The sequence below is a fragment of the Mesorhizobium sp. M0217 genome (genome assembly GCF_040321955.1).
GTDB lineage: Bacteria > Pseudomonadota > Alphaproteobacteria > Rhizobiales > Rhizobiaceae > Mesorhizobium.
Genome location: NZ_JAMYSN010000012.1, coordinates 22327 through 35529, shown reverse-complemented (window position 1 = coordinate 35529; position 13203 = coordinate 22327). Strand labels below are relative to the sequence as shown.

Here is a 13203-nt window from a genome sequence, read left to right as displayed (position 1 = left end):
GAATATGGCCAGCTTCTCTTGGTAGCCGATCCGCACTCTGGACCTGCAACTATCGCATTTGAAACCGGCAATCGTTTCAGCCAGGATCCCCTTCTCACCATAGCGCGTGAACAGGAGGGGCATTGGAATTCTAAAGGTACGTCGCGCAGTTCATTTGATAGAGGCGCTGTGCATGTTCTCCTCAGCGGCACGGCCACTGCAACAAAGTAGAAGGAGAAATGTTTCCGGCTTCGGCCATTTACGCGGAGCAATCAGACCTAAGTCCAAATGCTGAAGGGGGCAGGCAAGCTGTTCCTTGCCCTTCGATCCGGATCGTCTCCGTGGCCTCACCATACTCGGCCGTAGCTCAAAGGCTCGTATCACCGGCCAGAACGCGCAGTTCATCCAGTGGAATGGGACAGGACCGGCAAAGCCTCGCGACCGAACTTCTCGAGATTAGACGGATCCGTTGGCCTTCCGCAGAGGCCATGGCATAAGATTCGAGCTCGATCAGCTGTCTTCCTTGCCCTTCTCTATAACGCGGACCAGCCATTCTCAGCAGGCTTCGGCCACTCCACACTGTCTGAGTTTGTGTTCTGAACTGTGCCGCCCATCGCAGTTCCCTCCACCTCCAATAGGCTAATTACGGATTATAAGACCTGGGGAATCGATCTTTCAAGGTGGAATCCGCATTAGCGCTGGATGTTGCATCGCGGCGCGGAGGGGTTTTATTAGCTCCCCCTCATCTTGACGCTGGCGCCGGCTGCTCCAAAGTCTTGGGCATGGCTCGGGGAACTATCAAAGTTGGCGACGAGGTCGCAGTCACGGCGATTGTGCGCGGCCGCGTGACGCCCGATCGCATAAGCGTGACGATCCCCTCCTACGACTTCCCGCATTCTGTTGTCGATTCGACTTCGAAGGCTGTAATTGGCCAGCATATGGAATTGATCGGCCCTGTCACACGCATCGACGGGGACAAGGTAACCGTCAGCCTCCATTGGTGACTGTCGACGCCGAGCACGTGCGCCTGGTCGAAAGCCACGTGGCGCTTCCGCGAGCGCGAAAAAGGCCGCTCGTTGACAAAGTTTAACTTGCCTGCCCACCCAAGGAACGGCCAGTGAAACTTTACCCATCACATCGGCTCTGGTCGCCTCCCGCTAGCTGCCGGCGCGTTGCGATATCGGCGCAGTAGACGGGTTGGCATTTTCCGAACTTTCCGCCATGTCGTCGCGATGACGTTGACGAAGGCGCTTCAGCAGATCGCGTGAGGCTTGAATCGCCCTGCGCGATTGATCCATGTTCTGGCGAAACGTGGCGCGTTCCTCCATGGACTTCTGCCACTTCAGCAAGGTGGCCGTAGTCGCAGTAGCGGCTTGAGCGATTTCTATGGGCGTTGCAACCATCGCATCCTCCCAAAAAGGCAATGGTAAACGCAATCTCTATAGGCCCAACGAAGCCCTTTCTTCAATCAAAAACGACCATACGGCATACGGCAAAATGGCTATTCGGCGGGCCGCTCGACGGCGGCTTCGTCGACCTCGGCTTCCATCTCGTCTTTGACGGTCTTGGTCTTACCAAAACCAGCCATCGCCACACCGTCAAAGCCCTGCAGCCACGCATCGGCATGTTCCTGCCAGTAAGCTGGCGCCTCACGCTCCTTGCCATCCTTGCGCGCTTGGGCGCCGTACATCCAGGCGTAGGTGGCGCGCTATTTCTTAGGCACGGCCATTTCCATCATCCTCCCAGAAATCCAGCAGCCTTGCGTGCCGCAGCTTCTCATCGCCTTTTCCTAAGAAAGGAGAGGGTCTGTGGACAGCTGTGGCTCTATCCGGCTGTAAGTTGCCAGACCGCTACGCTGGCGAGGGCAAGGCCCGCTGCGCCTTCGATTGCTCGCGATATGGTATCGAACAGCCGTGGCCTGCTGTCGAAAAAATGCACCAGGCGCTCCCGAAACAACATCGACAGTACCGCCACGCTGGACAGCGTTAGGGCCACGCCCACCATCATGGTGATTGCGAACAGAATTCCAGCTCCCGGCACCCCTCTGGAAATCGCGAAGGTCATGACAAAAAGGGTCAGCGGGCACGGAATCAAACCGGCCATGACTCCAACGGCTCGCCCTCATGCTTGTGATGGTGGCCGTGGCTCACCGAACGCCAAAGCATCCAGACGCCGATCAGCCCGAGCAGACCGCGACTCACACCCTCAAGCAGTGGTGCGCGTCCAACGCTGCCCAATGCAATCGAGACGAGCGGCAGGGAGAATACGGCGATCAGCACCGCTGTCGCCACGTGAGTGAAGGACAGCGTAATCGACACCAGGAGGCCGCGCGAAACCTTCGCATCCGAACCTGCAAGGTAAGTCGCCAAGACAGCCTTACTGTGGCCGGGCGTCAGAGCATGTGCCGCACCGAACAGGAGGCCCATCGGCAGAAAGGCAAGGAACGCAAGCCAATCACCGCCAACTGACAGCAGCTTTATCTGATCTGCGAGCGCCAGGTATATGGAGCGCTGAAATTCGACAAGCGCCTGGAACATCAGCCGAGACCGGCAAAAGCGAGTGGTTTCCGGCAGTTGTCAGTGCTGGTGGCCGTGATGTTCGCCCTGATCATGAGAGTGCGGATGCTCGTGCTCACCTTGGTCGGTCGAAAACCGGATGTTGGCAGCTGCGAGCGCCGGCATGTGTTCGAACAGTTCGTTCTCCAGCGCCGCCGTGATCTTGTTTGCCTCTGAGAGAGGCAAGGTTCCGTCGGCTGCAATAGCGATGTCGGCATGCAACTTGTGGCCAATCCAGCGGGCCTTGGCGTCGACAACGCGAGCACCCTGCACATGCGCAGCGGCATGCTGAATTTCGGCCATCACGCCCGGCTCGACGCCGTCGAGCATGCGGGTGAGCACTGAGCGCGCCGATTGCCAGACGATACTGAATATAGCGACCGTGATGAGAAGCCCGATGATCGGGTCGGCCAGTGGAAATCCGAGCCAGACGCCCATGGCGCCGATGACCACTGCAAGGCTGGTAAGCCCGTCGGTGCGGGCATGGTAGCCGTCGGCGACGAGCGCCGCACTGTTGATTTCCCTGCCGATACGGATGCGAAACACCGCGACGGCCTCATTCCCGAGGAAGCCGACAATGCCCGCCGCGGTCAGCCAACCGAGATGAGTCACTGCCTGCGGACTGACCAGGCGCTCGATAGCCTGGTACCCGGCGACGATGGCGCTGAACAGAATGATCAGCACGATAATGATACCGGCCAGATCCTCTACCCTGCCAAGGCCGTAGCTGAAGGTCCGTGACGGCTTGCGTCGTGCCAGCATGAATGCGATCCAGAGCGGAATGGCGGTTGTGGCGTCGCCTATGTTGTGGATCGTATCGGCCAACAGCGCCACGCTGCGTGACACCAACACCACGGCCATCTGCAATGCCGCCGTCATGGCCAAGATGACGAACGACCATTTGATGGCCCAGATGCCGCGGTCAGTGGTTGCAATCGTTGCGTCGATGACCCCGTGCGTATGGCCGTGCGAGCCATCGTCATGAGCATGCGCGTCATGATCATGTGACCCGAAGCCGAACCAATCCAAGACGCGTGCGCCGATACTGGTCATAGGTATTTCGCCAGTTGCTTGAGCTCTGCCAGCGAGTTGCCTCCCGCTTCCGTGTCGATCAGACAATGTTCGATATGATCGTGGATCAGTTCTCGCTTTGCGCTGCTGATGGCGCTCTCCACTGCATGGAGTTGCTGCGCCAGGTCCAGGCAGGATCGCTGCGCCTCGAACATGCCAAGCACGGATGCAAGATGCCCCTGTGCGCGCTTTAAGCGCTTCACGATAGCCGGATGAGAACTATGGATGCCTTCGGACATGCCCACCGGTATCCCCCCAGGGAGGATGCGTCAAGTATGATGTGAGCGCAGATCGGCTCTTGATCAGCCACCCCGCAGAGCGTGTATCCATGGCGCTGAATGGTTCCGGAAATTGGAATCTGGGCTTGAAAGGGCTGGCCCCTGTGCAATACAGGAACCAGCCATTAAACCTACCAACTCAATGAACCGTCCAACTTTATGGGGTCAGTTCACGACCGGGCCTTTCTTTGCGTGGTGAAACTGAAGAAGCCCGTCGGTCGGATCAGCGGGCTTTGTGATGGATGGCCCGCGCCTGCTTCCGAGGCTGCGCGGGCCGACCATGACGAGTGAGGGACGCATCTTGGTCACCGGCCGGACCGCTGAAGAACGAGCCGGGTGTGACCGAACTGCCTTGGAGCGGGAATGTTCCCGGCTGACGCAAAAAGCCCGCCAGCATGAGCCGGCGGGCAATCGATCTGGAGTAGCTGGACTCATCCAGCATAGTTCAACGACGGCGGAAGGTTCGGTAGCAACCCGCGCTCGTCGCTCCCCAAGGATCCAGGGAGCGGCGAGTTGTTGCCCTGCGAGCGCGACACAGAAACTTCGCCGCGTGAAAGGACGGCGTGGAGCGCGCAAGCTCTGCAACAAGCTGCCAGCGCTCTGGGAGGTCTGTCCGCTTTTCGGATTGCCAGTGCCAGTCCAGACCAGCACCCTGCCTGGTGAGCGTAATCCCGCAATTGCCTGCGCTTAAGGCGGCGTAGGGCCGCCCATTGGGCGAGACTGGACTTCTAGACTGGAAGCCACCAATTCCTGCACCGCTTCGGGAACGGCCAACGGCACCATCTGCGCCGGATAGGGGCCGTCGATCCAGCCGTTCGCGGAGCGCTCGCTATCAGTTTGGCCGTTCAGGCTAGCCATTCGCGCCACTTCGCAGAAAGCCTCCCGGTTGGGCCTTATGCGGCACGTCCCAACCGAAATAAACCATGGCCGGCTAGGACGACGTCTTGAGAAACTGTTGCTCTCTCGTCGGCGTCTTCGAAAACGCTGTGATTATCGCCTCGAGCGATACATTCAAGGCGTTGGAAAAGGTCCTGCCCCTCTGCCAAATCGCCACGTAGTGATAGAGCGCGGACGGTTCCACTGGCCTTACTCCCAGCTGAAACGCCGCGTACTCACGTGCGATGATCTCGTTTGTGATCGAAATGCCCAGGCCAGCCGAAACGTATCCGGCTTCGTGACCGTTGCAATCGAATTCCACCAGTATGTCCGGCTCAACGCCGGCGAAGCGCAAGGCATTGAAGTTCATCTGGTGGGCGGCAAACTGGGGATCGATATCGACGATCGTTTCGCCTGCCAGGTCTTGCGCCTCAATACAGGTCTGTTTTGAAAAGCGGTGGTCGGGATGAAAAATGCATACGTTTCGTGCCGACCCAAGCGGCGCCCATTCAAACAAGCCTGGATCCAGAGGCAGTCTCGAAATTCCAAGATCGGCGCGGCCGGCCAGGATGTGTTCGCCGATCTGCTCGTAGCTTCCAGAAATCGACCGGACATTCGAAGCGGTCTTTGAGCGGATAATCGCCACGACCTTGGGCAAGGTCACGAAACCGAAAACAGAGGGCGCGGCAATCGCAATCCGCTGCTTTTCCTCGTTCTTCATAGCGAAGATCGACGCGTCCAGGCGATCCAGCGACGTCAGGGCCAGTTCTACGTTTCGCAGGAGTTCCCAGGCTTCCTGCAAGGGGACGATGCGGTTGGCTGATCTCTTGAAGAGTGTGATGCCGAGCGTGGTCTCAAGCTGCTTCACATGTTGACTGACGGCCGGCTGGCTTATCCCGAGCGCAGCCGCCGCCCGCCTAGTCGAACCGGCCCGCAACACTTCCCGGAAGACCTTCAGCTGACGGAGCTTGAGGTCGCTCTGCAACAACTCCATTCCCTGCGCGCCTTTCCCTGATAACCACCCGGCGGCAGACAACGCCAACCTGGGGAGCAACGAACTGCCTCAGTATATAACGACGCGTTATAGATAAAATAATAAAAGTTATAGATTGAGTGTGTAATTTTAAGCGTTAGAATTGGCCAGTATCTCAAATTAACTGCACATTAGAAATATAACAACTCGCAACCTTGGGTTATATGGCTTGGTCTCGGCAATAAAGACCGGCGTATCCTGCGGCAATTGCGAGCCGAGGAAAGCGCCCCATGGGTGGTTTTACTACTCAGTTTGTTGTCGCACTTACCGTGACCATAAGCCTGGCTCTTGTCAGCGGCTGCCTGGGTACGGCATTCGGGCTGTTTTTGGCGATTTCGAAGGGCACGGCAAAGCCGCGCCTCAACGCGGTCGTGGCCGCCTACACCACAGTCGTCCGTGGTGTACCAGAACTTCTCGTTATCCTGCTCATCTACTTCGGCGGAACCACGCTCGCCAGTAAGATCGCCGGCCGGTATGTCGAGGTGAACGCATTCACCGCAGGGGTTATCGCGCTCTCGGTCATTTTCAGCGGTTATGCGACCGAAGTGTTTCGCGGCGCGATTGCGGCAGTGCCAGCGGGCCAAACCGAAGCGGCAAAGTCGCTTGGGCTGAACGCCTGGCAGCGCTGGATGTTCGTCATCGGTCCGCAGATGCTGCGGCTGGCGCTGCCTGCCTATGGCAATCTCTGGATTTCGCTCTTCAAGGATACCGCACTGGTTTCGATCGTCGGCCTGACCGACATCATGCGCGTTGCGTATGTGGGGGCCGGATCCTTGCGCGCACCATTGACCTTCTACCTTGCGGCCTCCGCTCTCTATCTGTCGCTGACCACCGTCACGTTGCTGTCGATCCGGCTGACTGAGCGGCGCTATCCGGCTCTCGGCCGGTAGGAGGGAAGGCCCATGAACCTCGGCTTGATATTTGACGCACTGGTTGTCTTGCCCTCGGGCATCGGTCTTACATTGATCCTGACGGTGTTGTCGCTGACGGCCGGATTTCTTCTGTCCGTGCCGCTGGCCTTCATGCGCGCTTTCGGACGCCCCGGCCTCTCGCTCGCAGTGCTCTCATACACCTATGTGATCCGCGGAACGCCGATGCTTGTTCAGCTCTTCCTGCTCTATTACGGCCTCGCTCAGATCGAGGCGGTGCGGGCCAGCATCTTCTGGGTGATCCTGCGCGACCCCTTTTGGTGCGCCCTTCTGACATTTTCGCTGAACAGCGCGGCACACACCACCGAAATCCTGTGCCGTGGTCTCCAGTCCGTGCCTAAGGGTGTCACCGAGGCGGCCACGTCTCTGGGCTTGAAACGCTTCCAGATCGCTCGCCTGGTCACCTTCCCGATCGCTTTCAGGATATCGCTCCCGGCCTACGGCAACGAGATCGTCGGGATGATCAAGGGCTCGTCCCTGGCCAGCACCGTGACGCTTCTCGAGATCACCGGGATGGCGAGACAGATGGTGTCGACCACGTTCGCGCCGTACGAGATCTTCGTCGTCGCCGGAGCGATCTACCTATCGCTCACCTCGATCGCGGTGAAAGCGATCCAGTTGCTGGAGCGATGGCTCTCGGCCGACGGCCATCCGGTGCGTCGACGAAAGGCGCGATTGCGCCCCGCCCTACCTGATCCAGAGATCACGACGCCCCTGCCCTGACGCCGCAGGTTCTGGGCTCCCTCCATCACAAACCAAAGAAGAGGTGCATCATGCGCATACCCCTGGCTATTGCTGTTTCTGTCGCATCCCTGATGTCGGCATTCCCCGCTGGCGCCGAAAGCGCGCGCGTCATATCGATCGCCTCCGAAGGCGCCTCGCCTCCCTGGGACAGCACCGACGCGAACGGTCAACTCTATGGCTACGATATCGATGTCGGACTGGAACTGTGCCGTCGCATCGAGATCAAATGTACCTTCGTCCCGCAGGATTGGGACGGGATCATCCCGGCACTGCTTGTCGGCAAGTTCGACGTCATCATGTCCGGCATGGCGATCACGGAAAAACGCAAGCAGTCGATCGCGTTCTCGATCCCCTACGCCACCGGCTTCAACCAGTTCGTTGTGCGCAAGGACCTGGGCCTCGACGCCGGCGACATCAAGCAGAAGGTCAACCTTTCGACCATCGGCGACAAGGAAAAGGCGACCATCGAGCGCCTCAGATCGACACTCGCCGGCAGGGCGATCGGGGCCCTGCGCTCGTCGAATTCGGAAGCAGTGGTGAAGGAAATGCTGGGCGATGTCGTGACCATCCGCAGTTATGACAGCCAGGACAACATGAAGCTCGATCTTGCTGCAGGTCGCATCGACGGCGGTCTGGCCGACTATTTCACGTGGCGAGATTTTCTGGAGACGCCTTCCGGCTCGGATGTGGTGTTTTTCGGCCCTGAACTGAATGGCGGGCTCTGGGGGCCGGGCGTCGGCGCAGGTCTGCGCAAAGACGATACGGAGTTGCTCGCCAGGTTCAACGCGGCCATCGACGCGGCCACCAAGGATGGGACGATCAAGGCGCTGAGCCTGAAATGGTTCAAAAGCGATATCTCGCCTGCAGTCGCGCAATAGGCAGCAACCGACTTCGACATTGACGTGGCGCCGGTCGGAATGCCAGCGCCCTCCCCTCCTTCAAGGCGAGCCCCATGAAAGACCAGTTCTGCGCGGTCGTTACCGGCCAATCCCTGATCAAGCACGATATCCGTGACATCAAAGACGAACGCTTCATCGCGGTTACGGACTTCCTGCGACAAGGCGACGTCGTCTTCACCAACTTCGAGTCGACGATCCTGGGCAAGCACGGCGGGTGGCCGACCAAGGGCAAATACTTCGGATATTCCAGGGCTGAAGTGCTCGACGCATTGCAGGCGAACGGTTTCAACGCGCTTGCGCTCGCAAACAACCACGCCTTCGATCTCGGCGTTGGCGGCATCCTGTCGACGCTGGAGGAGGTGGAAGCGCGGGGCTTCCTCCATGCCGGCATCGGGGCCGACGAGACGGATGCGAGGAAACCGGGCCGCCGCCAGCTGGGCGCGCGCGAGGTCGCACTTCTTGCGATGGATGCAGGCCCTGGCCCGACCAACATGTATGCCGAAGACCGTACGGCCTTCCGGCCGGCTCGGCCGGGCGTCAATCGCCTGAGCACCGTTCGCAAGATGGGGGTGCCGGACGGACATTTCAGCAGACTGGCAAGGCTGGGCGCCCATTTGCAAAGCTCCCCGTTTGAACTGGCCAACTATGCGCAACCGGAGGACCCGGTAGAGGTGGCAGCCGGCAAGGAGATCAATTTCTACGGCACCGTGTTCACGCAAGCCGCCGATTTCGGCCGCCTCATCGAAGTCGACCAGCAGAGCGCAGCCATCCATCTGTCCGCCATCCGGCACGCCGCGGCACAAGGCGATTTCGTCATTGCCTATCTGCACCACCATCATTGGGAACCAGGTTGGCAGAACGTGCCGCGCTGGGTGCAGGCCTTTGCCAGGATGTGCATCGACGCCGGCGCCAACCTGTTCGTCAGCCACGGTGCTCCGGTGCTGCAGGCAGTGGAAATCTACAATGGCTCGCCGATCTTCTACGGCCTCGGAAATTTCCTTTTCCACGTCCACCCGAAGGAAACCGAATGGGATCCACCGGAAGTCTGGCAAAGCATCGTCGCGGCCTGCCGCTATGATGGGAGCGGAAACCTCGCAGGAATAGACCTCCTGCCCGTCGTGATCGGCGCGAAAGCTCAGTCTCTCGGATCAGCAACGGGCAGATTGGTACCCGTCGCCGTCGCTGGAAGCGCGGCGCGAGACATCCTCGAGGGATTCGCGACCCGATCGCGGGCGTTCGGCGTCGAAATCGAAGTGTCCCCGACTTGCGGCCGCATCGCCCTGCCCGCTGCACGAAAATTCGGCTGACGGCCCGACCGACCGCTCACACCGTCTTGCATTCCGCCGGCGGGGACTCGCCGCCCGTCTCGCTATCTGCCTTTGTGTCTAGCTGGGCCAGTTCTTCTCCTAACGCCGCGATCAGGGACGAGACGCGACCGCGCACACGCGGCGGAAGTTTCACTAGCCCTTCAATCAGTCGCCGACCCTCCGCGCTGGCAATGAAATCCAGGCGCTCATCGACCGGCAGGGGCCGCGCCTCGACGCGGGTTTCATCGTTTCCCGGCAGGCCTTCAAAGAAGCGGCCGACAGGAACGCCGAGCGAACTGGCGATCTCGTAGAGCATCGACGCGCTCACGCGATTGCGCGCGTTCTCGTATTTCTGCAGCTGCTGGAAACTGATGCCGATGGATCGGGCAAGCTGGGCTTGCGATACGTCCGATTGGACGCGAACCGTCGCAATCTGCCTGCCGACATGCTGATCGGCGGGATGCGGGTCGCTTTCGATCTTCGGCTTCGGCCCCGTCCGAAGGAGGACTGAGCGTTGCGGTTTCAACAAGGCCTTTCGATCCTCCATTAGTCAGCCGGACAGAGAGTCTGTCGCCACGCGCCGGGCTCTCCGCACCGATGTGATCTGCAGGTCGACTCGCCATTTTATATACCTTATGGGGTGCAAAATGACCCTATTGGTGGCAAAGAAAATCTGCCTGCCGATTGTGGCCTCATGGTCAGTCCACGACAGATTCGAGCCGCACGAGCTTTGCTTGGTTGGTCGCAGCAGGAGCTTGCGGACAAGGCAATCGTGTCGCTGAACGCTCTGACCCGGTTGGAAAACGGCAAGGTAGATTCCCGGATCAGCACTTTGCAGGCCATTGAGGCGGCCCTGATAAAGGCGGGTGTCGAATTCTTATCCGCTGGTCAAAAGGGTGAAGGTGTTCGGCTCTTAGATCCTCAGGCTTGAATGTCCCGTTGGCGGAAGGACAGGTTCTCGCAGCTGCAACCGCCACAACTACCCTCCGGCGGGTGACGAGAGGCAAAGTCGTGGTATTGTCGGAATCAGCCATGATCCGAGTTTCCTGAAGCTTGGTTGTGGTCAGGCTGGGATGACTCCCCGACGCACGTCCTCAGCCGAGTCCAAATGTGAGCCCCTGCTCCTATGAAACTTTGGAAGCAGAAAAACTATGTGAGCGATTTCATATCACATGAGCCATAAGTGATCAACTTGAAATTAGATGATATGAAAGAAATTATGGGCGCCCAGATCAGAGGAGCGCGAGGATTAATACGTTGGAGTGCCGAAGATTTGGCCGATGCGGCGAGCGTGGGAGTAGCCACAGTTAGGCGCGCAGAAGCTGCGGATGGCGTCCCTCCAATCACAATAGCAAATCGGAATGCGATCCGTGGTGCCCTGGAAAGGGCGGGCATCGAGTTCATTTCGGAAAACGGCGGTGGCGCTGGCGTGCGCTTGGCCAAACGGCAATAGCGAACAACGCGCAGCTTCGAGCGATCGTCTAAATCTCATCGCCGACGTCCCGCTTGCTTTTTGCACTAGGTGCGGCCATCCGCACAGGTGACATTGAACGACTGAAAAGGGGCCGAAAGGGGACTGTCAGCTTCTAAGCACGAATTTTCACAAGCGGACTTTCATGCCGCAATGGAATCGACCTGACAGGGCGCAATCCAAGCCCTAGCCAGGGAACAGGAATGCCGAGGCAGGATCGAAGAAAATGCGTTGACCCGGTGCGATGGCGCTGTCCGCTTCCTCTGCATCGGAGGTTGGCCTGACGTCGATATCTTCTCCGGCCGCCGTGCGCGCCACGATGCGCCGGCGGTCGCCGAAGAAGGCGGTATCGACGATCTCGACGCCGAGTGCTGCGCTCGCTGGCCCGGGCGTCAGGCGGAAGGCTTCGGGGCGTACCATCAGGCGCACCTTTTGACCTTGACCAAAGGATGTTGTCGTCTTTACGCCGGTCACGATCGAGCCGTCGGCCAGGCGGACCGTCGACGCGCCACCTGCGGTTAGCAGATGCTCGGCCGGCAGGAAATTCGAGTTGCCGATGAAGCCGGCGACAAACTCGCTCGCCGGCCGGAGGTAAAGATCCTCACCGGTGCCGATCTGTTCGATACGGCCTTCCCTGAACAGAGCGATGCGATCCGAAAGATGCAGCGCCTCCTCCTGGTCATGCGTGACATAGAGGATCGTGACGCCTGTCTCGCGGTGGATGCGGCGGATCTCGGCCTGGATCTCCTGGCGCAACTTCTTGTCGAGTGCCGACAGCGGTTCGTCCATCAAGAGGATCGGTGGGTCGTAGGCCAGCGCGCGTGCAAGCGCCACGCGCTGCTGCTGGCCGCCAGACAGCGCGCCCGGATGGCGGTCGGCGAAGTTTTCGAGGCGCACCAGCGCCAGCATGTCGGCAACCTTGCGCTTGACCTCACCGTCGGGCCGGCGGCGCACGCGCAGCGGAAAGGCGACGTTCTCGGCGACGCTCAGATGCGGAAAAAGGGTGTAGCGCTGGAACACCATGCCGATGTTGCGCTTGTGCGACGGCACCGAAAGCAGCGATCTGTCCTCCAGGAGCACATCGCCCGAGCTCGGATCCTGGAAACCGGCGATGGCGTACAGCGTGGTCGACTTGCCGGAGCCCGACGGGCCGAGGAACGTCAGGAACTCGCCCTTGGGCACATCGATGGTGACGTCGTGGACGGCGACGAAGGCACCGAACGTCTTTCTTACTGCGCGTATGGACAGGAAGGGAGGGATCATCTGGACAATTTTCTGCGAAGGAGTGCGGTCACGATCATCAGGCACAAGGTCAAGCCGACAAGCAGGCTGGAGGCGGCGGCGACGACCGGGCTGAGGTCGGCGCGCAGGCTGCCCCAGATTTTCACCGGCAAGGTTTGCAAGCTCGGGCTCGCCATGAAGATCGCCACCACGACCTCGTCCCATGAGGCCAGGAAAGAGAAGATCGCCGCCGAGAAGATGCCGATCCTGATCGACGGCAAGGTGATCCTAAGCCTCGCCTGCAGCGGGCTGGCGCCGCAGACGATGGCCGCGTCCTCGATGGATTTGTCAAAACCCTCGAGCGCGGCCGTGATCGGAATGATGGCGAAAGGCAGCGCCAAGATGGTGTGGGCGATGACGAAGCCGACCGTGGTGCCGGCAAGGCCGATGCGCAGGAAGAAGGCGTAGATGGCGATGGCGAAAACGACCACCGGCAGCACCATCGGCGTCAACAGCAAGCCGCGCAGGACCTGGCGTCCGCGAAACTCACCCCTGACCAGGCTGAAGGAGGCGAACAGGCCGATGATGACGGCGAGGATAGCGGCCATGGCGGCAATTCGGGCACTGGTCAGAGCGGCATCGATCCAGGTCGGGTCGCCCAGTAATTGCTGATACCATTTCAGCGTCCAGCCGGGTGGCGGAAAGGCCAGCCAGCGCGACGAGCCGAATGACAGGAGCACGATGACGACCACCGGCAGCAGCAGGAAAGCCGTGACGGCCGCCGTGAAGCCGCCAAGCACCATCCGCAGCCATCCGAGCCGTTCATAGTCGAGCAGCATG

General features: G+C 59.9%; 14 protein-coding genes and 1 pseudogene. 6 read left to right on the top strand and 9 right to left on the bottom strand.

Translation table 11 applies throughout. The features are described from left to right. Positions 1 to 1136 precede the first annotated feature (1136 nt). From NKJ18_RS19395 to NKJ18_RS19365, 6 genes and pseudogenes are all read right to left on the bottom strand, one after another. The gene (locus NKJ18_RS19395) at positions 1137 to 1382 is read right to left on the bottom strand and encodes a hypothetical protein (protein ID WP_023723634.1); all 246 of its coding nucleotides are present in this window, start codon (positions 1380 to 1382) and stop codon (positions 1137 to 1139) included. A 98-nt stretch (positions 1383 to 1480) separates the two neighbouring features. Beyond that, on the bottom strand, positions 1481 to 1669 hold the full coding sequence (locus NKJ18_RS19390; RefSeq protein ID WP_023699951.1) for a hypothetical protein: 189 nt from the start codon (positions 1667 to 1669) through the stop codon (positions 1481 to 1483). Between the two features lie 134 nt (positions 1670 to 1803). Beyond that, positions 1804 to 2516 (bottom strand): annotated as a pseudogene (locus NKJ18_RS33025) (HoxN/HupN/NixA family nickel/cobalt transporter). Between the two features lie 39 nt (positions 2517 to 2555). Next, entirely contained in the window at positions 2556 to 3587 is a 1032-nt protein-coding gene (locus tag NKJ18_RS19375) for a cation diffusion facilitator family transporter (protein ID WP_502906167.1), read from the bottom strand. Then, positions 3584 to 3844, bottom strand: a complete 261-nt coding sequence (locus tag NKJ18_RS19370) for a metal-sensing transcriptional repressor (RefSeq protein WP_023684828.1) — start codon at positions 3842 to 3844, stop codon at positions 3584 to 3586. Before NKJ18_RS19370 ends, NKJ18_RS19375 begins: the two co-directional genes overlap by 4 nt. A 970-nt stretch (positions 3845 to 4814) precedes the next feature. Next, a complete protein-coding gene (locus NKJ18_RS19365) occupies positions 4815 to 5753 on the bottom strand; it encodes a LysR family transcriptional regulator (RefSeq protein ID WP_023825138.1) in 939 nt (312 codons plus the stop codon). A gap of 269 nt (positions 5754 to 6022) precedes the next feature. Between NKJ18_RS19365 and NKJ18_RS19360 the strand changes: the two genes are divergently transcribed. From NKJ18_RS19360 to NKJ18_RS19345, 4 genes are all read left to right on the top strand, one after another. Continuing rightward, positions 6023 to 6682: an ABC transporter permease gene (locus tag NKJ18_RS19360; protein ID WP_023683618.1), complete on the top strand. Its 660-nt coding sequence runs from the start codon at positions 6023 to 6025 to the stop codon at positions 6680 to 6682. Positions 6683 to 6694: 12 nt separating this feature from the next. Then, on the top strand, positions 6695 to 7444 hold the full coding sequence (locus NKJ18_RS19355) for an ABC transporter permease (protein ID WP_023825140.1): 750 nt from the start codon (positions 6695 to 6697) through the stop codon (positions 7442 to 7444). 50 nt (positions 7445 to 7494) lie between these two features. Continuing rightward, positions 7495 to 8343, top strand: coding sequence for a transporter substrate-binding domain-containing protein (locus NKJ18_RS19350; protein ID WP_023829978.1), 849 nt, complete (start codon positions 7495 to 7497; stop codon positions 8341 to 8343). Positions 8344 to 8417: 74 nt separating this feature from the next. Continuing rightward, complete coding sequence (locus NKJ18_RS19345; protein WP_023731779.1) at positions 8418 to 9671, top strand: CapA family protein; 1254 nt, start codon at positions 8418 to 8420, stop codon at positions 9669 to 9671. Between the two features lie 16 nt (positions 9672 to 9687). Here the strand turns inward: NKJ18_RS19345 and NKJ18_RS19340 are convergent, their stop codons facing one another. After that, on the bottom strand, positions 9688 to 10200 hold the full coding sequence (locus tag NKJ18_RS19340; protein WP_245260152.1) for a helix-turn-helix domain-containing protein: 513 nt from the start codon (positions 10198 to 10200) through the stop codon (positions 9688 to 9690). A gap of 165 nt (positions 10201 to 10365) precedes the next feature. Between NKJ18_RS19340 and NKJ18_RS19335 the strand changes: the two genes are divergently transcribed. Beyond that, on the top strand, positions 10366 to 10602 hold the full coding sequence (locus NKJ18_RS19335) for a helix-turn-helix domain-containing protein (RefSeq protein ID WP_023716174.1): 237 nt from the start codon (positions 10366 to 10368) through the stop codon (positions 10600 to 10602). A gap of 276 nt (positions 10603 to 10878) precedes the next feature. Continuing rightward, the gene (locus tag NKJ18_RS19330; RefSeq protein ID WP_023804518.1) at positions 10879 to 11124 is read left to right on the top strand and encodes a hypothetical protein; all 246 of its coding nucleotides are present in this window, start codon (positions 10879 to 10881) and stop codon (positions 11122 to 11124) included. A gap of 204 nt (positions 11125 to 11328) precedes the next feature. Here the strand turns inward: NKJ18_RS19330 and NKJ18_RS19325 are convergent, their stop codons facing one another. Together NKJ18_RS19325 and NKJ18_RS19320 are read right to left on the bottom strand one after the other, a co-directional pair. After that, positions 11329 to 12405 (bottom strand): ABC transporter ATP-binding protein, encoded by a 1077-nt coding sequence (locus NKJ18_RS19325; protein ID WP_023825142.1) that lies wholly within the window; start codon positions 12403 to 12405, stop codon positions 11329 to 11331. Further along, positions 12402 to 13202 carry an ABC transporter permease gene (locus NKJ18_RS19320; protein WP_352759246.1) on the bottom strand — a complete coding sequence of 267 codons (801 nt, stop codon included), beginning with the start codon at positions 13200 to 13202 and terminating at the stop codon, positions 12402 to 12404. The genes NKJ18_RS19325 and NKJ18_RS19320 overlap by 4 nt, the downstream gene beginning before the upstream one ends. Position 13203: the final 1 nt, after the last annotated feature.